This window comes from Phaeospirillum tilakii (assembly GCF_042683125.1).
In the GTDB taxonomy this organism is placed as follows: Bacteria; Pseudomonadota; Alphaproteobacteria; order Rhodospirillales; family Magnetospirillaceae; genus Phaeospirillum; species Phaeospirillum tilakii.
In genome coordinates this window covers 21,652-40,987 of sequence record NZ_JBHUIY010000020.1, presented here as the reverse complement: position 1 = coordinate 40,987, position 19,336 = coordinate 21,652, and the positions used below count along the sequence as shown (strand labels likewise).

Genomic DNA, 19,336 nt, shown 5'->3' with positions numbered 1-19,336 from the left:
TGCCGTTGAACGTGACTTTAGGAGCGAGCCCATCATGTCCCAGGGTGTCAGATTGCGGGTTTCGGGCGCGCATGCCTGTTTTACCCGGCCGGAAATGAAGGCGGAGCGGGTTTCCTATGACGTGATGACGCCCTCGGCGGCGCGCGGCATCCTGGAGGCGATCCACTGGAAGCCGGCCATTCGCTGGGTGGTCGATGCGATCCATGTGTTGAAGCCGGTTCGCTTCCACACCCTGCGGCGCAACGAGGTCGGCAGCAAGATCCCGGTCGCCAAGGTCAAGACCGCGCTCAACCGGGGGAGTCTGGAGGGGTTGGAGCTGCGGGTCGAGGACGACCGCCAACAGCGCGCCACCACCCTGCTGGTCGATGTCGATTACGTGATCGAGGCCCATTTCGACCTGACCCCCCGGGCCGGGGCCGAGGACAATCCGGGCAAGCATCTCGACATCTTCAATCGCCGCGCCCGCCGGGGGCAGTGCTTTCATCAGCCCTGCCTCGGCACGCGCGAATTCCCGGCCCGGTTCGATCTGCTCGCCGACGACGCGCCCCCTCCCCCCGCCATCGACGACAGCCGGGATCTCGGCTTCATGCTGTGGGACATCGACCATGGCGGCGACCGCGCCGCGATGTTCTTCCGCGCCCGGATGGAACGCGGCGTGGTGCGGGTGCCGCCGCCCGGGTCGCCGGAGATCCGCCGATGAGCGTCCTGGCCGCGCTGACCAGCGCCTATGACCGCCTCGCCGAACGCCACGAGGTGCCGCCGTTCGGCTATTCCAAAGAGAAGATCGGCTTTCTGATTTCCCTGAACGAAGACGGCACCCCGGCCCTGCCGCCGATCGATCTGCGTCAGGGCAGCGGCAAGAAGCTCGCGGCGCGGATGCTCGACGTACCGCAGCCGGCCAAGCGGACCTCGGGGATCGCGCCCAATTTCCTGTGGGACAAGACCTCCTATGTCCTCGGGGTGACGGCGGGCGAGGGCAAGCGCGTGGCCGACGAACATGCCGCCTTCGTCCAGCGCCATCGCGACGCCCTGGCCGCGACCGACGATCCCGGCCTGCGGGCGCTGCTGGCCTTCCTGCGCGACTGGACGCCCGACCGCTTCGCCGCGCTGGGCTGGCCGGAGGAGATGAAGGATCAGAACGTCGTCTTCGCCCTTGGGCGGGACTACCTGAACGACCAGTACCTGCATGACCGGGCGGCGGCGCGGGAGATCTGGGCCGATCTGGCCTCGGCCGGAAACCAGACCCAGGCGGTCTGTCTGGTCAGCGGCCGGACCGCGCCGATTGCCCGGCTGCATCCGGCGATCAAGGGGGTATGGGGCGGGCAATCCTCCGGCGTCTCGATCGTCTCCTACAACAAGGACGCCTTCGAATCCTACGGCCACGCCCAGGGCGACAACGCCCCGGTGTCCGAAGCCGCCGCCTTCGCCTATACCGCCGTGCTCAACCGCTTCCTGGCCGGCGACAGCCGCAACCGGCTTCAGATCGGCGACGCCTCGACGGTGTTCTGGGCCGATGCCGCCGACGCCGCGACCGCGCAACTGGCCGAGGATGCCTTCCTCGCGATGCTGGGCGACATCGACGAGGACAAGCAGGCGGCCGAGGTGCGGGCGATCCTCGACAAGATCCGCCAGGGCCGGCCGGTCCAGGATTTCGATCCGCATCTGAGCGAGGGGGTTCGCTTCTACGTGCTGGGGCTGGCCCCCAACGCGGCGCGGGTGTCGATCCGCTATTGGTTCGAAAGCGATTTCGGCCATCTCGCCGACAATTACCGGCGCTATGTCGCCGACATCCGCATCGCGCCGCCGCCGCGCGATCCCTATCCGCCGCTGTGGCGCTTCCTCCAGGAAACCGCCGTGCTGGGCAAGCGGGAGAACGTGCCGCCCAATCTGGCCGGCGAGGTCCTGCGCGCGATCCTGACCGGCACCCGCTATCCGCTGACCCTGCTGTCCACCGTCCTGATGCGCCTGCGCGCCGACAAGAGCGTCAGCGCCCTGCGCGTGGCCCTGCTGCGGGCGGTTCTGATCCGGAATTACGGTTACACCGACAAGGAGGCTCCCGTGGCGTTCGACCCGGACAATACCAACAAGGGCTATCTGCTGGGGCGGCTGTTCGCCGTTTACGAACAGATCCAAAGCGCGGCGTTGGGCCGCAATGTCAACGCGACGGTCAAGGACAAGTACTACGGCGCGGCCTCGGCGCAACCGCGCAAGGTGTTCGCGTTTCTGGAAAGCGGCTCCGCCAATCATCTGTCCAAGCTCGGCAAGACCAAGCCCGGCGCCAAGGTCAACCTGGAAAAGGAGATCGGCGCGATCATGGGCCTGATGTCGCCCGGCGAGGATCCGTTCCCCGCCTCGCTTTCCGCCGAACAGCAGGCCCTGTTCGGCCTCGGCTATTACCACCAGCGCAACCAGTTCTTCGTTGCCAAGGATCACGATTCTTCTGCCCAGAAGGAGCCCGCCGTATGAGCGCCCTGTCTCGCCGTCACGAATTCGTCGTTCTGTTCGATGTCGCCAATGGCAACCCCAATGGCGATCCCGACGCCGGCAACCTGCCGCGCCTGGACCCCGAGACCAACCACGGTCTGGTGTCCGATGTCTGCCTGAAGCGGAAGGTCCGCAATTACATCGAACTGGCCAAGGGCGACGAAGCCGGCTTCCACATCTACGTTCAGGACGGCTCGATCCTCAACGAGAAGCACCGCGAGGCCTATCTCGCCCTGCGGCCCGGCGACGACAAGGTCGCCAAGGACGCCAAGCTGAATCCCAAGGACGAGGCCGAGGCGAAGAAGCTGCGCGACTTCATGTGTGCCAATTTCTTCGACATCCGCAGCTTCGGCGCGGTGATGGGCACCGGGATCAATTGCGGTCAGGTGCGCGGGCCGGTCCAGTTCGCCTTCGCCACCTCGGTCGAGCCGATCGTGCCGGTTGAAATTTCGATCACCCGGATGGCCGCCACCACCGAGAAGGAAAAGAAGGACAAGGCCCAGGCGGAGGACGGCGACGGCAACGACCGCACCGACAACCGCACGATGGGCCGCAAGCATATCGTGCCCTATGGCCTCTATCGCGCCCACGGCTTCATCTCGGCCAAGCTGGCCGAACGCACCGGCTTTTCCGACGCCGATCTCGATCTGTTGCTGGAGGCGGTCGAGAACATGTTCGAGCATGACCGCTCGGCGGCGCGGGGGGAAATGGCGGTGCGCCGGCTGATCGTGTTCCGTCACGATTGCGCGCTGGGCAAGGCCCCGGCCCACCGCCTGTTCGACCGGGTCAAGGTCGGCCGCAACATCGACGGCGAATTCCGCGCCGTCAACGACCCGGGGATCGCCAACCGGCCCCCGGCGCGCAGCTTCGCCGATTATCTGGTGACGATCGAGCGGGATTCCCTGCCCGACGGGGTGGAGATCATCGAGCGGCTGTAGGGCCTGGCCCGGCGGCGGCGGCGGCGGCGCCGGGGCGCGACGACGAGCGGGAGGGCGAGCCCATCCCGCTGTCCGCGCTTCAGCATGCGGTCTATTGCCGGCGGCAGGCGGCGCTGATCCATCTCGAACGGCTGTGGGAGGACAACCGCTTCACCGCCGAGGGCCATCAGCTCCACCTCGCCGCCGACCGGGGCGACCAGCGCAAGGCGCGAGGCGTGCGCCGGGTGACCGCGCTGCCCCTGGCCGCGCCCCGGCTGGGGATCGCCGGCGTGGCCGATCTGGTCGAGTTCCGCCGCGCCGCCGATGGCAGCGAGACGCCGTTTCCGGTCGAATACAAACGCGGCAAGCCCAAGCCGCATCGCGCCGACGAGGTCCAATTGTGCGCCCAGGCGCTGTGCCTGGAAGAGATGACCGGGCGGACGGTGCCCGAGGGCGCGCTCTATTACGCCGAGACCAAACGCCGGGTCGCGGTCGCCTTCGATGCCGAGCTGCGCGCCCTGACCGAAGCGACCATCGCCGACCTGCGGGCGATGTTCGCCACCCTGCGCACCCCGCCACCGGTGTTCCGAAGCGACCGCTGCCGGGCCTGTTCCCTGCTTGATCTGTGCCGTCCCCAGGCCGCCGCCCGCCCCGCCCGGCAATGGCGCGAGCGGATGCTGGCCGCCCTGCTGTCCGATGACGGGGAGAGGTGATGAAGAAGCTGCTCAACACGGTCTATGTCACCACCCCGGGGGCAGGCCTGCGCAAGGACGGCGAGACCCTGGTGGTCGAGGTCGAGGGCACGGAAAAAGGCCGGGTCCCGCTGCACATGCTGGCCTCGGTGGTGGTGTTCGGGGGCATCTACCTCTCCCCCGCCCTGATCCAGGCCTGCGCCGCGAACGGCATCACCATCGTGCTGCTCGATCGCGGCGGACGTTTCCAGGCCCGGGTCGAGAGGCCGGTCAGCGGCAACGTCCTGCTCCGCCGCGCTCAATACCGGGCATCGGAGCAGCCGGAAGAGATCGTCCGCAGCCTGGTGATGGGCAAGGTCGCCAACCAACGCTCGGTGCTGATGCGGGCGATGCGCGATCACGGCGCCGACCAGACCCCGGCGCAGGGCGCCGCCCTGGCCGAGGCGACCGAGCGGATGGCCCACATCCTGCGCCGGGTGGAGACCGCGACCGGCGACACCGACGCGTTGCGCGGCGCGGAAGGGGAGGCCGCCGCGCTCTATTTCGCCGTGTTCCCTCACCTGATCCGCTCCCCCGACGCCGCGTTCGCGTTTCGGGGCCGGTCGCGCCGGCCCCCGCTCGATCCGACCAACGCGCTGCTGTCGTTCCTCTACACCCTGCTGACCCACGATTGCCGCGCCGCCGCCGAAAGCGTCGGACTGGACCCCGCCGTAGGCTTCCTGCACCGCGACCGGCCGGGACGGCCCAGCCTTGCGCTTGATCTGATGGAGGAACTGCGCCCGGTCCTGGCCGACCGTCTGGCGCTTTCGCTGATCAATCGCCGCCAGCTTCGGGCCGAGGATTTCGAGTACCACGACGGCGGGGCCGTTCTGCTCGGCGACGAAGGGCGCAAGACGGTGCTGACCGCGTGGCAGGACCGCAAGAAGGAGGAACGTCAGCACCCGTTCCTGGGCGAGGCCGTGCCGCATGGACTGGTGCCGTATCTCCAGGCCCTGCTGCTGGCCCGCCATCTGCGCGGCGACCTTGATGCCTATCCGCCCTGGTTCTGGAAATAAGGGAGGCGCCGATGATGGTCCTGGTCACCTACGACGTCAGCACGGTCGATCCGGGCGGCAGCCGCCGGCTGCGCAAGGTCGCCAGGGCCTGCCAGGATTATGGACAACGGGTGCAGAATTCCGTGTTCGAAATCGAGGTCGATCCGGCCCAATGGGTCGGCCTGAAAGCCCGGTTGGAAGCCATCATCAATCCGGCGTCCGACAGCCTGCGCTATTATTTCCTCGGCTCGAACTGGCAACGTCGCGTCGATCATGTCGGGGCAAAACCGGCCGTCGATCTGAACGGGCCTCTGATCCTGTAAGCGCGGGTGATCCCACGGGAACGATCCGGTGCGAACCCCAAGCGTGTCGGGACTCCCCGGACGGTTCGCACCAGGGCTAACTCTTTGACATCGTGAATCATTGACGCCCCAGCCCCGGGCCGTCGCCCCAAAACCGGCCGGTCTCCCGCCGGTTCGCGCCAATGCGGCGATTCTCTCAATCAGCACAATCTGTTATTTCAGGACAGTCGCCCCCCACGCGGGGGCGTGGATTGAAACCCACCCCCGCCACCGTCGCCGCCGCCTGCGAGGCCCGTCGCCCCCCACGCGGGGGCGTGGATTGAAACGGCGCGCTGACCATCACCGCCGGAGCCAACACCGGCGTCGCCCCCCACGCGGGGGCGTGGATTGAAACACCTGCCCCGTGGTCAGAGCCGGGCGGGGGGATCGTCGCCCCCCACGCGGGGGCGTGGATTGAAACCCCGCCCCCGTCCGCGCCGCCGATGAGGGCGGTGGTCGCCCCCACGCGGGGGCGTGGATTGAAACGTGGTCACAGCGATGAGCCGTCGCTGGTCGGTGCGTCGCCCCCACGCGGGGGCGTGGGTTGAAACCCGGGGGAGGTTGGCCCCGGCGACCTGCCACCCGCGTCGCCCCCCACGCGGGGGCGTGGGTTGAAAGGACCACGCGATTGCCGATGCCATTCGGAACCGCACAGGTTTCTCCGCCCGAGTTGGTGGCTCGGACTTTCTTTTCTTTTGATCATCAATAACGAAGGGGGTCCGGGGCATCGCCCCGGGCGGGTCGGGGCGGCAGCCCGAGGCTCACCCCACGGGTGAGCCTTCCTTCCCGGTCGGCGGAAAACATTTCATTTTCAAGCTGGTGGGGGCGGCGGGACTTGAACCCGCAAAGCCGAGGCCGGACGATTTTAAGTCGTCTGTGTTTACCGTTTCACCACGCCCCCCGGGGGCCGGTATCTTTCCGTTGTGACGGCGGGCTGTCAATCGCCCTCAACGGCTGGCGGCGCGCCATGCCTGCAACGCCGGCCAGGCCAGCACCGCGTCGCGATAGGCCGCCGCTTCCGGGCTCAGCGGCAGATGGTAGGTGGCGCAGCGGGTCACCACCGGGGCATACATCGCGTCGGCGATGGTGAAGCGGCCGAACAGAAACGGCCCGTCGCCGCCGAACCGGGTCCGGCATTCCACCCACAGCGCGTCGAGCCGGCGGATCTCCGCCGCCAGATCGTCGGGGAACTCGGTCAGCGGCGCGTCAAGCAACAGGTCCATCGGGCAACGCTGGCGCAGCACCGGAAAGCCGGCATGCATCTCGGCCGACACCGCGCGGGCGACGGCGCGGGCGGCAGCGGCGTCGGGCCACAGCCCGGCCTGGGGAAAGCGTTCGGCCAGATATTCGCAGATCGCGATCGAGTCCCACACCGTCAGGCCGCCCTCGATCAGCACCGGCACCTTGCCGGCCGGCGACCATTTGCGGATCTCGGCCTTGGTCTCCGGCTGGCGCAGCGCGATCTCGACTTCCTCGAACCGCGCGCCGGTGGCCTTCAGCGCCAGCCACGGCCGCAGCGACCAGGAGGAAAACCGCTTGGTCCCGATCACCAGGGTCAATCCCATCGCATCCTCCTTCGCCACACCGCGAACAAGGCGACTGTCGCATCGCCGTTCGGCGCCGCCAAGCCCTCTTTTCTCCCGCGCCGCTCTCGGCCATGCTGGGCCGACCGACAAAGCGACGGGAGGAGAGGAAAGTTGCGGCAGACCCTGGTCGACAACGAGGCCGGCGCGCCGGCAATCCCGCTGGTGGCGTTGCGCCGCGACCAACTGGCCGGCTGGCTGGCCGACCATCCCGACGCCCGCCCCTGGGTCGAGTCGCTCGGCTTCGCCGCCGAGCCCGGCGCCCTCGCCCCCCTGCCCGGCCCCGACGGCCGCCTCGCCCGGATGCTGGCCGGGATCGCCGACGACGATCCGTGGGCCGTCGCCGCCCTGCCCGCCCGCCTGCCGCCCGGCCGCTACCGGCTCGACCCCGAGCCGGAACCGGCGGCGGCCGAGGCGGCGGCGCTGGCGTGGCGGCTGGCCGATTACGGCTTCGACCGCTACCGCGCCGCCCCGCGCCCGCCCGCGCCGCTGCTGGTGTGGCCGGAGCGGGCCGACCGCGCCCGGGTGCGCCGCGCCGCCGAGGCGGTCGAGCTGGTGCGCGACCTGATCAACACCCCCGCCGCCGATCTCGGCCCGGCCGAGTTGGCCGCCGCCGCCGAAGCCCTCGCCGCCCGCCACGGCGCCTCCTGCCGCAGCGTGGTCGGCGACGGGCTGCTGGCCGAGAATTATCCGATGATCCACGCCGTCGGCCGCGCCGCCGCCCCCGCCCGCCGGCCGCGCCTGATCGACCTGCGCTGGGGCGACCCCGCCGCGCCGCGCGTCACCCTGGTCGGCAAGGGGGTCTGTTTCGACAGCGGCGGGCTCGACCTCAAGCCGTCGGCCTCGATGAAGCTGATGAAGAAGGACATGGGCGGCGCCGCCCATGTGCTGGGGCTGGCCGGGATGATCATGGATGCCGGCCTGCCGGTGCGGCTGCGGGTGCTGATCCCGGCGGTGGAGAACGCGGTATCGGGCGAGGCGATGCGGCCGCTCGACGTGCTGCCCTCGCGCAAGGGGCTGACCGTCGAAATCGGCAACACCGACGCCGAGGGCCGGCTGATCCTGGCCGACGCCCTGGCCGAGGCCGCCAGCGAGGACCCGGCCCTGCTGATCGACGTCGCCACCCTGACCGGGGCGGCGCGGGTGGCGCTCGGCCCCGATCTGCCGGCGCTGTTCTGCCGCGACGACGCCCTCGCCGCCGAGATCCTGGCGGCGGGCGAGGCGGCGGGCGAGCCGCTGTGGCGGCTGCCGCTGTTCGCCCCCTATCGCCGCCTGCTCGACAGCAAGGTCGCCGACCTCGCCAGCGTGTCCGACGGACCGCATGCCGGGGCGATCACCGCCGCCTTGTTCCTGGCCGAGTTCGTTCCGCCGACGGTGCCGTGGCTCCATCTCGACGTGCTGGCCTGGAACGGCCGCGCCCGCCCCGGCCGGCCCGAGGGGGGCGAGGCGCTGGCGCTGCGCGCCCTGTTCGCGCTGGTCGCCGCCCGCGTCGCCGCCCCGGCCGGGTCCTGAGCGAAAGCGGGGGACGGGCACGGAATCGGCGATTGTCGGGGCCGGCGGCGGCGGCTAGAGTGTTGCCGTGACGTAAATGAGATCGGGCTCGCGATGAGTATCGGCCTCACCCCGGTCCAGGCGCTCGATCTGTGGCGAGGCGCGATCGTCGAGAGCGTGCGCCACGATGCCCCCGACCTGTCGGCGCGGCAGATGGCCCTGGTGTTGACCGTCTACCTGCAACAGCCGCCCCACACGGTGCGCGGCCTTGCGGCCTGTCTCCGCGTCTCGAAACCGGCCATCACCCGGGCGCTCGACCGGTTGAGCGCCTTCGGCCTGATCAGGCGCGCGGTCGATGATCACGACCGCCGCTCGGTTCTTGTTGAACGCACCGTCAAAGGCACGGTGTTTTTGAGGGAATTCGGTGACATCATCGTCACCGCCGCCGCCGCGGCCGACCCGGAGCCGGCGGACCCGAGGGGGGATAGCGTCCACCATGTACGATGACGATGGCCTGAAACCGATCAATGACAGCGACATGGACTCCCTGTTCGTCCTGCCGCTGTCGATCATTCCGTTGCAGACCCCGGCGCTGCAATCGGCCCGGCTGATCAAGAATGTCCGCCTGCGCAGCGTGGTCGAGATTTTTTCCGACGTCCAGACCGGCTCGGGCCAGGTCGAGGTCGAGGCACTGCCGGCGATGTTCGGCTGGCCGGCCGATCAGGTCCATCCCGACCTGATGGTGCTGCGCCGCCTCGCCTTGCTGCCGAGCTACGACGTCTACAGCCTGCGCATCTCGCTGCGCGAGCACGGCATCGCCGTCAACGATTTCGCCGCGCTCAAGCTGTCGCCCGAGAAATCGGCCGAGCTGACCCGCTACATGATCATGTTCACCCGCCCGCTGATGAAGATGATCTATTCGGGCGAGGACATCCAGATCGAGAGCTACGACGACCTGCTGAAGCTGTTCCGCGACCCCGACGTCAAGAAGGCGCGCCAGCGGCTGATGACCATGGCCGAAAGCCTCAACATCGACGTGTTCGACGTGCCGCGCTTCCTTGAGGATTACGGCGACACCTTCATGTCGCTCAGCTATTTCCGCCACTGCCTCGACCGGCTCGAACCCTATTTCTCCGCCTGCGTCGATTCGCTGTCGCCGATCCGCAGCCATTTCCAGCTCAAGCAGAACGTCAACCTGATGAAGACCTGCGACATGATCGAGGAGGTGATCAATTCGATGAGCGCCTCGATCACCGGCCGGCTCGAAGTGTTCGAGAAGCGCACCGGCGAGATGTGGGAAAACATCAATCAGGACGAGTTTCGCGCCATCCGCACCATGGTCGAACGCTATCACGTCACCATCGGCGCCGCCCTGTGCGGCCTGACCGTCAAGATGAGCGCCTTCGCCCGGATGTTCCCCCGCCCCAATTCCGGCGGGCCGATCAAGCGGGCCGATTTCATGATGACCGAGATGATCCAGGGGATCGAACTGATCCGCGACGTCGAAAAGCACGGCGTGAGCGAGGCCTGAGCGCGGCGCGGCCCCGGCCGCCCCGCCCCCTCTCTCCCGTCCGCGCCCGTCAACCCGCGCCTGCCGAGGCCCCGGCGGCACACCGCCAAAAGTGGTGGCGTTGACAAGCTTGGCACCGGGCTATATTTTGCATTGCAATACCAATTTTGCCCGGCGGCCCCGCAACCGGCCGCCCGGCGGATGCCTGCGGGGTACTCTCGAGCATGAAAGTTCTGGTCGCGGTCAAACGGGTGGTCGATTACAACGTCAAGGTCCGGGTCAAGGCGGACAAGAGTGGCGTCGAGACCGCCAACGTCAAGTTCAGCATGAATCCGTTCGACGAGATCGCCGTCGAGGAAGCGGTCCGGCTCAAGGAAGCCGGCATCGCCAGCGAGATCGTCGCGGTGTCGGTCGGGCCGCAGGCGGCGACCGAAACCCTGCGCACCGCGCTGGCGATGGGGGCCGACCGTGGCATCCTGGTCCAGACCGATGCCGAGGTGCAGCCGCTGGCGGTGGCCAAGCTGCTGAAGGTGCTGGCCGAGCGCGACCAGCCCGGCCTGATCCTGCTCGGCAAGCAGGCGATCGACGACGATTCCAACCAGACCGGCCAGATGCTGGCCGCCCTGCTCGGCTGGCCGCAGGGCACCTTCGCCTCGAAGGTGTCGCTGGCCGACGGCACCGCGACCGTCACCCGCGAGGTCGATGGCGGCCTCGAGACCGTGGCGCTCGACCTGCCGGCGGTGGTCACCGCCGATTTGCGTCTCAACGAGCCGCGCTATGCCAGCCTGCCCAACATCATGAAGGCCAAGAAAAAGCCGATCGAGACGCTGACGCCGGAGCAGCTCGGGATCGACGTCGCGCCGCGCCTGATCACCCTGTCGGTCGAGGAGCCGGCCAAGCGTCAGGCCGGCATCAAGGTTCCCGACGTCGCCACCCTGGTGGAAAAGCTGACCTCCGAAGCGAAGGTGATCTGACGATGAGCGTTCTCGTCCTGGCCGAACACGAAGCCGGCGCGCTGAAGCCCGCCACCCTCAACACCGTCACCGCCGCGCTCCAGCTCGGCGGCGAGGTCGATCTGCTGGTCGCCGGCGCCGGGGTGGGCCCGGTCGCCCAGGCCGCCGCCGCGATCCCCGGCATCGCCAAGGTGCTGGTGGCCGAATCCGACGCGCTGGCCCATCCGCTGGCCGAGCCGCTGGCGGCGGTGCTGGTGGCGCTGGCCCCCGGCCGCGGCGCGATCCTCGCCCCCGCCACCACCACCGGCAAGAACGTGCTGCCGCGCGTCGCCGCCCTGCTCGACGTCGCCCAGATCTCCGACGTGGTCGGGGTGGTCGCCGCCGACACCTTCGTCCGCCCGATCTATGCCGGCAACGCCCTGGCCACCGTGCGCTCGACCGACCCGATCAAGGTGGTGACGGTGCGCACCACCGCCTTCGCCCCCGCCGCCGCCACCGGCGGCAGCGCCACGATCGAGGCGGTCAGCGTCGCCGCCCCGGCCGCCCGCGCCCGCTTCGTCTCGGCCCAGCTGTCGAAGTCGGAACGGCCGGACCTGACCAGCGCCCGCATCGTCATCTCCGGCGGGCGCGGCATGCAGTCGGGCGACAATTTCCACCTGCTCGAAACCATCGCCGACCAGCTCGGCGCGGCGGTCGGCGCCTCGCGCGCCGCGGTCGATGCCGGCTTCGTCGCCAACGACCTCCAGGTCGGCCAGACCGGCAAGATCGTCGCCCCCGACCTCTACATCGCGGTCGGCATCTCGGGCGCGATCCAGCATCTCGCCGGGATGAAGGACTCGAAGGTGATCGTCGCCATCAACAAGGACGAGGAAGCGCCGATCTTCCAGGTGGCCGATTACGGTCTGGTCGCCGATCTGTTCAAGGCCCTGCCGGAACTGTCCGCCGCCCTCAAAACCTCCTGACCCCGACGGCCGGCTCCCATCGGGGGCCGGCCATTCCCCAGCCCCCCCCTGACGCGGAGATCACGTCCATGACCAACATTTCCCAGATTGGTGTCGTCGGTGCGGGGCAGATGGGCAGCGGGATCGCCCAGGTCTGCGCCACCGCCGGCTATCCGGTGGTGCTGCTCGACGTCAACGATGCCGCCCTCGAACGCGGCCTCGCCACCATCGACCGCTTCCTTACCCGCGCGGTCGGCAAGGGCAAGCTGGCCGAAGCCGACAAGACCGCGATCCAGCAGCGGATCCGCACCACCCGCGATTACGCCGATTTCGGCGATTGCGATCTGGTGATCGAGGCCGCCACCGAGGACGAGGCGATCAAGCGGGCGATCTTCCACAAACTCTGTCCGGTGCTGCGCCCCGACGCGCTGATCGCCTCGAACACCTCGTCGCTGTCGATCACCCGCCTTGGCGCCGCCACCGACCGCCCGGCCCGCTTCATGGGGATGCACTTCATGAACCCGGTGCCGGCGATGCAGCTGGTCGAGCTGATCCGCGGCATCGCCACCGCCGAGGAAACCTTCGCGGTGGTGCGGGAAATGACCGTCAGACTCGGCAAGCAGCCGGTCTCGGCCGAGGATTTCCCCGCCTTCATCGTCAACCGCATCCTGCTGCCGATGATCAACGAGGCGGTCTACACCCTCTATGAGGGGGTCGGCTCGGTGCTGAGCATCGACACCGCCCTCAAGCTCGGCGCCCACCATCCGATGGGGCCGCTCGAACTGGCCGACTTCATCGGCCTCGACACCTGCCTCGCGGTGATGCAGGTGCTGCATGACGGCCTCGCCGACACCAAGTACCGGCCCTGCCCGCTGCTGGTCAAATATGTCGAGGCCGGCTGGCTCGGCCGCAAGACCGGGCGCGGCTTCTACGATTATTCCGGCGAAACCCCGGTTCCCACCCGCTGATCAGCGGGCTCTGCCCGCCCCCGCCAAGGGCCGCAAGGCCCTTGGAACCCCTTGGGGGTCGGGCACGGAACGGCCTTTCAGCTTGGGCGCGGATCTTGGCCGCGCGAAGGGCAAGGAAGGGGATCCAAGGGCCTTCGGCCCTTGGCGGGGGTGGGCGGAGCCCACATCAGCCTTCGATCAGGGCCAGCAGCGGCGCCCATTCGGCCAGATAGCTTTTGACCCGCCCTTCCGGGCTTTCGAACAGGCTGCTGCCGCGCGCGGCGGCGGCGGGATAGAGCTGGGTGTCGCGCAGCCGCGCCACCACCGGGAAGCCGAGCCCGGCGAAGAAGCGGTCGAGCTGTTCGCTGGCGCGGGTGCCGGGCCGCAGCCGGTTGCCGACCACCGCCACCACCCGCTTGTTCTTGCGCACCGCCTTGACCTTGGCCAGCCGGTCGAGGAAGCGGGCGGTGGCGTCCTGGTCGAAGGCACCGGGCAGCACCGGCACCACCACGATGTCGCTGATGTCGATCAGATCCTCGACGTCCTTGTGATGCATCGCCGCCGGGGCGTCGATCACCAGCCGGTCGAGCCCCTTGGGCACCGACTCGACCTGCTTGGCCCAATCGAGGCCGAGGATCTGCGGCAGCCCGGCCGCGCGCCGGCCGAGCCAAGCCAAGCTGGAGGCCTGACGGTCGCAATCGCCGAGCGCGGTGACCAGCCCCCGCCCGGCCAGGGCGGCGGCGAGATGGGTCGCCAGCGTGGTCTTGCCGCATCCCCCCTTCAGGTTGCCGACCAGAATGGTGAGGGGCGCCCGGCTCACGGCTGGACGATCTCCTTGGCATTGGACACCACCCGGGCCTTGAACGGACAGGGATTGACCTTCTGGCCCGACACCTCGCAGGTCTGGGGATAGCCGTAGGGGCTGTCGGCGGTCAGTTCGAGCCGGTCGGGCCGCATCACGCAGGAATAAAGCCGTTCGGCGCTGCCCTTGGGGGGGATCCCGCTGGTCGAGACCAGCCACGCGTCGAGCACCTGCCCCTTGAGGCTGCCGGTGAACTTGCCGGCAAAGCCGATCGGCAGCGGGGTATGGTTGTCGACCACCACCCGGATGCGGCAGCCGCGCTTTTCCGGCATGCCGGGGGTGACGAAGCTCCAGACGCTGACCACCACCTCGCCCGGCACGCTGTCGGGCACCCCGCCCTCGGCCCGGGCCGGCGCGGCGGCCGCCAGCAGCAGGGCGGCGAAAACGACAGGCGGAAGCAGGCGGCGGCGGATCGTCATGGCCAAGAAGGGTAGAAGGGAGCCGCCTTCGGCACAAGCGCCGAATCCATCCGCCCTTGCCGTCGGCAAGGCCCTGTCACACATCTGCCTTATCTGGTATCGATGCCGCGCCCGCGCCGGGGCGCGAGCGGACACCGACGGAGACCTCCCCAAATGCTGCTTCGCCTGTTTCAGTCCCTGATGCCGCGAGAAGAGCGGTTCGTCGATCTTTTCGCCGCCCATGCCCTCAAGGTCCAGGAGGCAGCCGGCGCGCTGGAGGATCTGATGGCCGACGGGGCGGACATGGTGCTCCACCACCGCCGGATCTGTACCGTCGAGGGCGAGGCCGACGCCATCACCCGCAAGACCCTCCAGGCCCTGCACCGCAGCTTCATCACCCCGTTCGACCGCGACCAGATCCACCGCCTGATCACCGCGATGGACAACACCGTCGATGGGATCGAGGACGTCGCCCAGCGGGTCGATGTCTATGGGGTGCGCGATTTCAGCCCCGACATGCGCGATTTCGCCGCCGGCATCTCCGCCTGCGCCCGCCTGCTGGCCGAGGCGATCCCGATGATGCGCCAGATCAACCGCAACGCCGAGACCATCAACCAGTTGTGCGAGGAGATCGGCCGCCAGGAAAGCATCGCCGACCAGCGCCAGCGCGAGGGGCTGCGCGCCCTGTTCGCCAGTGAACGCGACCCGGTCCGGCTGATCGCCCGCAAGGAACTCTACCAGCGGCTGGAAAAGGTCACCGACCGCTTCGACGACGTCGCCAACGTGATCGAAACCATCGTCATCGAACAGGTCTGACCCCAATGGAAGTCGCAGTCGCTCTGCCGGTGATCTGGGCGCTGGTGCTGGTCGCCCTGGTCTTCGATTTCCTCAACGGCCTGCATGACGCGGCCAATTCGATCGCCACCGTGGTCTCGACCCGGGTGCTGTCGCCCAAATACGCGGTGGTCTGGGCCGCCTTCTTCAACACCGTCGCCCTGCTGGTGTTCGCCCCCCACGTCGCCGCCACCATCGGCACCGGCATCGTCACCCCGGCGCTGATGGACAGCCATGTCGTGTTCGGCGCCCTGGCCGGGGCGATCCTGTGGAACATCGTCACCTGGGCGCTGGGGATCCCCTCCTCCAGCTCGCACGCCCTGATCGGCGGGCTGGCCGGGGCCGGCATCGCCAAGGGCGGCGGCGACGCCCTGGTCGCCTCCGGCTTCATCAAGGCCGGCTCGGCGATCGTGCTGTCGCCGCTGGTCGGGCTGATCCTGGCGATGCTGCTGACCCTGGCGGTGTCGTGGGCCTGCCGCCGCTCGACCCCGTTCGCGGTCGATCGCCGCTTCCGCGTCCTTCAGTTCTTCTCGGCGGCGATGTACTCGCTCGGCCATGGCGGCAACGACGCCCAGAAGACGATGGGCATCATCGCCGTGCTGCTGTTCAGCCAGGGGCTGCTCGGGTCGGAATTCCACGTCCCGGTCTGGGTGGCGGTGGTCTGTCAGCTGGCGATGGGGCTCGGCACCCTGCTGGGCGGCTGGCGGATCGTCAAGACGATGGGGTCGAAGATCACCGACCTCAAGCCGGTGCAGGGCTTCTGCGCCGAAACCGGCGGGGCGATCACCCTGTTCACCGCCACCTGGGCCGGGGTGCCGGTCTCGACCACCCACACCATCACCGGCGCCATCGTCGGCGTCGGCGCCGCCCGCAAGCTGTCGGCGGTGCGCTGGAACATCGCCGCCAACATCGTGGTGGCCTGGGTGATCACCATCCCCGCCGCCGCCAGTGTCGGCGCCGGGGCGTGGTGGCTGTCGCGCTTCCTCTGGTAGCCAGGACGCGGGCCCTGCCCGCACCCGCCAGGGGCCGCAAGGCCCCTGGACCCCGGGCCTTTTAAACCTCTTCGGGGGCGGAAGAAGAGGTGTCGTGCTTGACCCGGTCGTCGGGCAGCGCCTTGCCGGAAACGCGGAAATAGGTCATCTCGGCGATGTTGGTGGCGTGATCGCCGATCCGCTCCAGATTCTTGGCGATGAACAGCAGGTGGCTGCACGAGGTGATGTTGCGCGGATCCTCGATCATGTAGGTCAGGATCTCGCGGAACAGCGCCGAATGAATCTCGTCGAGGTCACGGTCGCGCTCGCGCACCGCGACGGCACGGGCGGAATCCGAGGTCAGATAGGCGTCGAGCACGTCCTTGACCATCGCCAGCGCCTCGCGCCCGAGCCGGCCGACCGAGCGCACCTGCGCCACCGCCGGGGCCTGGTTCAATACCAGCGAACGCTTGGCGACGTTGGCGGCCAGATCGCCGATCCGCTCGATCTCGCCGCCGATCTTCAGCGCGGTGACCGCCGTGCGCAGATCGTCGGCCAGCGGGCCGCGCAGGGCGAGGACGCGGATCGCCTGCTCGTTGATGAAGGCATCGATCTCGTCGATGCGGGAATCCTCGCCCACCACCCGGCTGGCCTGTTCGCTGTCGCGGGTCTCGAGCGCCTCGATCGCGGCGGCGAGCTGGGCCTCGGCGAGGCCGCCCATCCGCGCCACCGCGTCGGTCAGTTTGCCCAGTTCGACGTCGAAGGATTTGACGATGTGCTGCTCGCCGATGCTCATACCTGTGTCGCCCCTCAGCCGAACCGGCCGGTGATGTAGCCCTGGGTCAGTTCGTGGACCGGCGCGGTGAACAGCTGCTCGGTCGCCCCCACCTCGACGATGGTGCCGAGATGGAAGAAGGCGGTGACCTGGGACACCCGCGCCGCCTGTTGCATGGAATGGGTCACGATGACGATCGTGAAGCGATCGCGCAAGGAATCGATCAACTCCTCGACCTTGGCGGTGGCGATCGGGTCGAGCGCCGAACAGGGCTCGTCCATCAGGATCACCTCGGGACCGACCGCGATGGCGCGGGCGATGCACAGACGCTGCTGCTGGCCGCCCGACAGCCCGGTGCCCTTGGCGTCGAGCCGGTCCTTGACCTCGGCCCACAGCCCGGCCTGTTCCAGGCTCGATTGCACCAGCGCGTCCATCTCCTCGCCCTCGGCCACCCGGCGCATCAGGCGCGGGCCGAAGGCGACATTGTCGTAGATCGACTTGGGGAAGGGATTGGGCTTCTGGAACACCATCCCGACCCGCGAACGCAGCAGCACCGGATCGATCGCCCCCGGGCCGTAGAGCGGTTCGCCGTCGAGCGTCACCTCGCCCTCGACCCGGGCGCCGACGATGGTGTCGTTCATCCGGTTGAGGCAGCGCAGGAAGGTCGATTTGCCGCAGCCGGAGGGACCGATCAGCGCGGTGACCCGGCCGGCGGGGATGTCGAGATCAACGGTCTTGAGGGCGAGTTTTCCGTCATAGCGCACGGCCAGGCGACGGGCGGTCATCTTGGAGGCGGGGGCCCCTGGATCGGGCATACGGGAGTCCTTCTGGTCCGCGCGGAAACGATGGTAGCGCCGGTTATAGCGGGCGGCGACCCGGACGCAATTCGAAAAAGGTGAAGGATTCGTGGCAAAATGAGCGGAGGATCACCCCCGCCCCGCCTTGCCTTGGGCGCGGCCACGCCCCATTATGACCGACACGATGACATCCGCCCAGTCGCGCCCGCGCCGGCGCACCGCCCCTGCCACCACCGAGCCGCCGCCCGAAACCCGTCGGTGCGACCATCCCGGCTGCGACCAGTCGGCCGATTACCGTGCTCCGCGCTCCCGTGACAATCTGACAGACTATTACTGGTTCTGTCTCGACCATGTTCGCGCCTATAATTCGGCCTGGAATTATTATGCCGGAATGGGGCCGGACGAGATCGAGGCCGAGCTGCGCCGGGATTCGACCTGGCAGCGCCCGACCTGGCCGCTGGGGCGGCAGGGCACCGGCCGCCGCTTCGCCTTCGCCTTCGCCGACCCGTTCGAGCTGTTCGGCGACGAAGAGAGCGAGGCCGCCCGTCCGGCCGCGCCGCCCAGCCCGGAGGAAGAGGCGATGGGCGTGCTGGCGCTGACCCCGCCCTTGACCCAGGACCGGCTCAAGGCGCGCTACAAGGAACTGGTCAAGCGCCACCACCCCGACGCCAATGGCGGCGACAAGGAGGCGGAGGAGCGCTTCAAGCGGATCAACCAAGCCTACAACACCCTCAAATCCAGCCTGGACATTCCTTGACGGCCGCGCCGCCGGCCCGGGCCGTTTCCCCTCGAGGACATCGCATGACTGCCAAAGCCCAGACCCCGTTCGCCTCGGACCACCCGATGGCCGAGCCCGACATCGAGATTTCCGCCCGCGAGGTGTTCGGCCTCGATTGCGACATGACGGTGCCCGCCTTCAGCCTGGGCAGCGAGCACGTGCCCGATCTCGATCCGACCTACCGCTTCGACCCCGACACCACCCGCGCCATTCTGGCCGGCTTCGCCTATAACCGGCGGGTGATGATCCAGGGCTATCACGGCACCGGCAAATCGACCCATATCGAGCAGGTGGCGGCCCGGCTCAACTGGCCCTGCATCCGCATCAACCTCGACAGCCACGTCAGCCGGATCGACCTGATCGGCAAGGACGCGATCGTGCTGAAGGACGGCCAGCAGATCACCGAGTTCCGCGAGGGGATCCTGCCCTGGGCGTTGCAGCATCCCTGCGCCCTGGTGTTCGACGAATACGACGCCGGCCGGCCCGACGTGATGTTCGTGATCCAGCGGGTGCTGGAGGTCGAGGGACGGCTGACCCTGCTCGACCAGAACCGGGTGATCCGGCCGCATCCGGCCTTCCGCCTGTTCGCCACCGCCAACACCGTCGGCCTCGGCGACACCACCGGGCTCTATCACGGCACCCAGCAGATCAACCAGGGCCAGATGGACCGCTGGAACATCGTCGCCACCCTCAATTATCTCGAACACGAGGTCGAATGCGCCATCGTGGTGGCCAAGCTGCCCGAGTTCGACACTGCCGAGGGGCGCGATCTGGTGTCGAAGATGGTGATGGTGGCCGATCTCAGCCGCACCGGCTTCATGAACGGCGACATCTCGACGGTGATGAGCCCGCGCACGGTGATCACCTGGGGCGAGAACATCCGCATCTTCGGCGACAAGGCGGTGGCCTTCCGCCTGACCTTCCTCAACAAGTGCGACGAGATCGAGCGGCCGGTGCTGGCGGATTACTACCAGCGCTGCTTCGGCGAGGAGCTGGCCGAGGGTCCGGCGCGGCGGCTGGCCTGAGGC

At 68.7% G+C, this 19,336-nt stretch carries 21 protein-coding genes and 1 tRNA gene; 16 read left to right on the top strand and 6 right to left on the bottom strand.

The genetic code is table 11. The annotated features are described in order from the left end of the window. The first annotated feature begins 34 nt into the window (after window positions 1–34). The 6 genes from cas5c (at window position 35) to cas2 (ending at window position 5,450) form a co-directional block, all read left to right on the top strand. On the top strand, window positions 35–700 hold the full coding sequence (cas5c, locus tag ACFSNB_RS11170; protein ID WP_377316509.1) for a type I-C CRISPR-associated protein Cas5c: 666 nt from the start codon (window positions 35–37) through the stop codon (window positions 698–700). After that, window positions 697–2,466: a type I-C CRISPR-associated protein Cas8c/Csd1 gene (gene cas8c / locus ACFSNB_RS11165; RefSeq protein WP_377316507.1), complete on the top strand. Its 1,770-nt coding sequence runs from the start codon at window positions 697–699 to the stop codon at window positions 2,464–2,466. The genes cas5c and cas8c overlap by 4 nt, the downstream gene beginning before the upstream one ends. After that, window positions 2,463–3,422, top strand: coding sequence for a type I-C CRISPR-associated protein Cas7/Csd2 (gene cas7c / locus ACFSNB_RS11160; RefSeq protein WP_377316505.1), 960 nt, complete (start codon window positions 2,463–2,465; stop codon window positions 3,420–3,422). The genes cas8c and cas7c overlap by 4 nt, the downstream gene beginning before the upstream one ends. A gap of 62 nt (window positions 3,423–3,484) precedes the next feature. Beyond that, window positions 3,485–4,114: a CRISPR-associated protein Cas4 gene (cas4, locus tag ACFSNB_RS11155; RefSeq protein WP_377316563.1), complete on the top strand. Its 630-nt coding sequence runs from the start codon at window positions 3,485–3,487 to the stop codon at window positions 4,112–4,114. Continuing rightward, the gene (gene cas1c / locus ACFSNB_RS11150; protein WP_377316503.1) at window positions 4,114–5,148 is read left to right on the top strand and encodes a type I-C CRISPR-associated endonuclease Cas1c; all 1,035 of its coding nucleotides are present in this window, start codon (window positions 4,114–4,116) and stop codon (window positions 5,146–5,148) included. The genes cas4 and cas1c overlap by 1 nt, the downstream gene beginning before the upstream one ends. Window positions 5,149–5,159: 11 nt before the next feature. Then, a complete protein-coding gene (gene cas2 / locus ACFSNB_RS11145; RefSeq protein WP_377316501.1) occupies window positions 5,160–5,450 on the top strand; it encodes a CRISPR-associated endonuclease Cas2 in 291 nt (96 codons plus the stop codon). Window positions 5,451–6,285: 835 nt separating this feature from the next. Here cas2 and ACFSNB_RS11140 read toward each other — a convergent pair. Together ACFSNB_RS11140 and ACFSNB_RS11135 are read right to left on the bottom strand one after the other, a co-directional pair. Then, a tRNA-Leu gene (locus tag ACFSNB_RS11140) sits at window positions 6,286–6,369 on the bottom strand. 46 nt (window positions 6,370–6,415) lie between these two features. After that, the gene (locus ACFSNB_RS11135; protein WP_377316499.1) at window positions 6,416–7,033 is read right to left on the bottom strand and encodes a glutathione S-transferase family protein; all 618 of its coding nucleotides are present in this window, start codon (window positions 7,031–7,033) and stop codon (window positions 6,416–6,418) included. A 132-nt stretch (window positions 7,034–7,165) separates the two neighbouring features. Here ACFSNB_RS11135 and ACFSNB_RS11130 point away from each other — a divergent pair, with 132 nt between their 5' ends. From ACFSNB_RS11130 to ACFSNB_RS11105, 6 genes are all read left to right on the top strand, one after another. After that, window positions 7,166–8,563 (top strand): leucyl aminopeptidase family protein, encoded by a 1,398-nt coding sequence (locus ACFSNB_RS11130; protein WP_377316497.1) that lies wholly within the window; start codon window positions 7,166–7,168, stop codon window positions 8,561–8,563. A gap of 93 nt (window positions 8,564–8,656) precedes the next feature. Further along, complete coding sequence (locus ACFSNB_RS11125) at window positions 8,657–9,049, top strand: MarR family transcriptional regulator (protein WP_377316495.1); 393 nt, start codon at window positions 8,657–8,659, stop codon at window positions 9,047–9,049. Continuing rightward, window positions 9,039–10,073, top strand: coding sequence for a hypothetical protein (locus ACFSNB_RS11120; RefSeq protein WP_377316493.1), 1,035 nt, complete (start codon window positions 9,039–9,041; stop codon window positions 10,071–10,073). Before ACFSNB_RS11125 ends, ACFSNB_RS11120 begins: the two co-directional genes overlap by 11 nt. 203 nt (window positions 10,074–10,276) lie before the next feature. After that, complete coding sequence (locus tag ACFSNB_RS11115) at window positions 10,277–11,026, top strand: electron transfer flavoprotein subunit beta/FixA family protein (RefSeq protein WP_377316491.1); 750 nt, start codon at window positions 10,277–10,279, stop codon at window positions 11,024–11,026. Window positions 11,027–11,028: 2 nt separating this feature from the next. Continuing rightward, entirely contained in the window at window positions 11,029–11,967 is a 939-nt protein-coding gene (locus tag ACFSNB_RS11110; protein ID WP_377316489.1) for an electron transfer flavoprotein subunit alpha/FixB family protein, read from the top strand. 68 nt (window positions 11,968–12,035) lie between these two features. Beyond that, a complete protein-coding gene (locus ACFSNB_RS11105) occupies window positions 12,036–12,914 on the top strand; it encodes a 3-hydroxybutyryl-CoA dehydrogenase (protein ID WP_377316487.1) in 879 nt (292 codons plus the stop codon). Between the two features lie 166 nt (window positions 12,915–13,080). Here the strand turns inward: ACFSNB_RS11105 and ACFSNB_RS11100 are convergent, their stop codons facing one another. Continuing rightward, a complete protein-coding gene (locus ACFSNB_RS11100) occupies window positions 13,081–13,713 on the bottom strand; it encodes a nucleotide-binding protein (protein WP_377316485.1) in 633 nt (210 codons plus the stop codon). Next, a complete protein-coding gene (locus tag ACFSNB_RS11095; protein ID WP_377316483.1) occupies window positions 13,710–14,174 on the bottom strand; it encodes a hypothetical protein in 465 nt (154 codons plus the stop codon). Before ACFSNB_RS11095 ends, ACFSNB_RS11100 begins: the two co-directional genes overlap by 4 nt. A 153-nt stretch (window positions 14,175–14,327) precedes the next feature. Between ACFSNB_RS11095 and ACFSNB_RS11090 the strand changes: the two genes are divergently transcribed. Continuing rightward, window positions 14,328–14,969 carry a DUF47 domain-containing protein gene (locus ACFSNB_RS11090; RefSeq protein WP_377316481.1) on the top strand — a complete coding sequence of 214 codons (642 nt, stop codon included), beginning with the start codon at window positions 14,328–14,330 and terminating at the stop codon, window positions 14,967–14,969. Between the two features lie 5 nt (window positions 14,970–14,974). Then, entirely contained in the window at window positions 14,975–15,979 is a 1,005-nt protein-coding gene (locus tag ACFSNB_RS11085; protein WP_377316479.1) for an inorganic phosphate transporter, read from the top strand. Between the two features lie 61 nt (window positions 15,980–16,040). Here ACFSNB_RS11085 and phoU read toward each other — a convergent pair whose 3' ends face one another. Together phoU and pstB are read right to left on the bottom strand one after the other, a co-directional pair. Next, the gene (gene phoU / locus ACFSNB_RS11080; protein ID WP_377316477.1) at window positions 16,041–16,754 is read right to left on the bottom strand and encodes a phosphate signaling complex protein PhoU; all 714 of its coding nucleotides are present in this window, start codon (window positions 16,752–16,754) and stop codon (window positions 16,041–16,043) included. A 14-nt stretch (window positions 16,755–16,768) separates the two neighbouring features. Beyond that, window positions 16,769–17,548: a phosphate ABC transporter ATP-binding protein PstB gene (gene pstB / locus ACFSNB_RS11075; protein WP_377316475.1), complete on the bottom strand. Its 780-nt coding sequence runs from the start codon at window positions 17,546–17,548 to the stop codon at window positions 16,769–16,771. A 166-nt stretch (window positions 17,549–17,714) separates the two neighbouring features. On the opposite strand from pstB, the gene ACFSNB_RS11070 reads away from it, so the two are divergent. Both ACFSNB_RS11070 and cobS read left to right on the top strand, forming a co-directional pair. Further along, window positions 17,715–18,287 carry a J domain-containing protein gene (locus ACFSNB_RS11070; RefSeq protein ID WP_377316473.1) on the top strand — a complete coding sequence of 191 codons (573 nt, stop codon included), beginning with the start codon at window positions 17,715–17,717 and terminating at the stop codon, window positions 18,285–18,287. 44 nt (window positions 18,288–18,331) lie between these two features. Further along, on the top strand, window positions 18,332–19,333 hold the full coding sequence (cobS, locus tag ACFSNB_RS11065; protein WP_377316471.1) for a cobaltochelatase subunit CobS: 1,002 nt from the start codon (window positions 18,332–18,334) through the stop codon (window positions 19,331–19,333). The last annotated feature ends 3 nt before the right edge of the window (window positions 19,334–19,336 follow it).

What these genes read in the sequence shown, in the direction of transcription:
- cas5c (WP_377316509.1), top strand. Translation starts at nt 35, where the DNA reads ATGTCCCAGGGTGTCAGATTGCGGGTTTCGGGCGCGCATGCCTGTTTT.
- cas8c (WP_377316507.1), top strand. Translation starts at nt 697, where the DNA reads ATGAGCGTCCTGGCCGCGCTGACCAGCGCCTATGACCGCCTCGCCGAA.
- cas7c (WP_377316505.1), top strand. Translation starts at nt 2,463, where the DNA reads ATGAGCGCCCTGTCTCGCCGTCACGAATTCGTCGTTCTGTTCGATGTC.
- cas1c (WP_377316503.1), top strand. Translation starts at nt 4,114, where the DNA reads ATGAAGAAGCTGCTCAACACGGTCTATGTCACCACCCCGGGGGCAGGC.
- cas2 (WP_377316501.1), top strand. Translation starts at nt 5,160, where the DNA reads ATGATGGTCCTGGTCACCTACGACGTCAGCACGGTCGATCCGGGCGGC.
- ACFSNB_RS11135 (WP_377316499.1), bottom strand. Translation starts at nt 7,033, where the DNA reads ATGGGATTGACCCTGGTGATCGGGACCAAGCGGTTTTCCTCCTGGTCG.
- ACFSNB_RS11125 (WP_377316495.1), top strand. Translation starts at nt 8,657, where the DNA reads ATGAGTATCGGCCTCACCCCGGTCCAGGCGCTCGATCTGTGGCGAGGC.
- ACFSNB_RS11120 (WP_377316493.1), top strand. Translation starts at nt 9,039, where the DNA reads ATGTACGATGACGATGGCCTGAAACCGATCAATGACAGCGACATGGAC.
- ACFSNB_RS11115 (WP_377316491.1), top strand. Translation starts at nt 10,277, where the DNA reads ATGAAAGTTCTGGTCGCGGTCAAACGGGTGGTCGATTACAACGTCAAG.
- ACFSNB_RS11110 (WP_377316489.1), top strand. Translation starts at nt 11,029, where the DNA reads ATGAGCGTTCTCGTCCTGGCCGAACACGAAGCCGGCGCGCTGAAGCCC.
- ACFSNB_RS11105 (WP_377316487.1), top strand. Translation starts at nt 12,036, where the DNA reads ATGACCAACATTTCCCAGATTGGTGTCGTCGGTGCGGGGCAGATGGGC.
- ACFSNB_RS11095 (WP_377316483.1), bottom strand. Translation starts at nt 14,174, where the DNA reads ATGACGATCCGCCGCCGCCTGCTTCCGCCTGTCGTTTTCGCCGCCCTG.
- ACFSNB_RS11090 (WP_377316481.1), top strand. Translation starts at nt 14,328, where the DNA reads ATGCTGCTTCGCCTGTTTCAGTCCCTGATGCCGCGAGAAGAGCGGTTC.
- ACFSNB_RS11085 (WP_377316479.1), top strand. Translation starts at nt 14,975, where the DNA reads ATGGAAGTCGCAGTCGCTCTGCCGGTGATCTGGGCGCTGGTGCTGGTC.
- phoU (WP_377316477.1), bottom strand. Translation starts at nt 16,754, where the DNA reads ATGAGCATCGGCGAGCAGCACATCGTCAAATCCTTCGACGTCGAACTG.
- pstB (WP_377316475.1), bottom strand. Translation starts at nt 17,548, where the DNA reads ATGCCCGATCCAGGGGCCCCCGCCTCCAAGATGACCGCCCGTCGCCTG.
- ACFSNB_RS11070 (WP_377316473.1), top strand. Translation starts at nt 17,715, where the DNA reads ATGACATCCGCCCAGTCGCGCCCGCGCCGGCGCACCGCCCCTGCCACC.
- cobS (WP_377316471.1), top strand. Translation starts at nt 18,332, where the DNA reads ATGACTGCCAAAGCCCAGACCCCGTTCGCCTCGGACCACCCGATGGCC.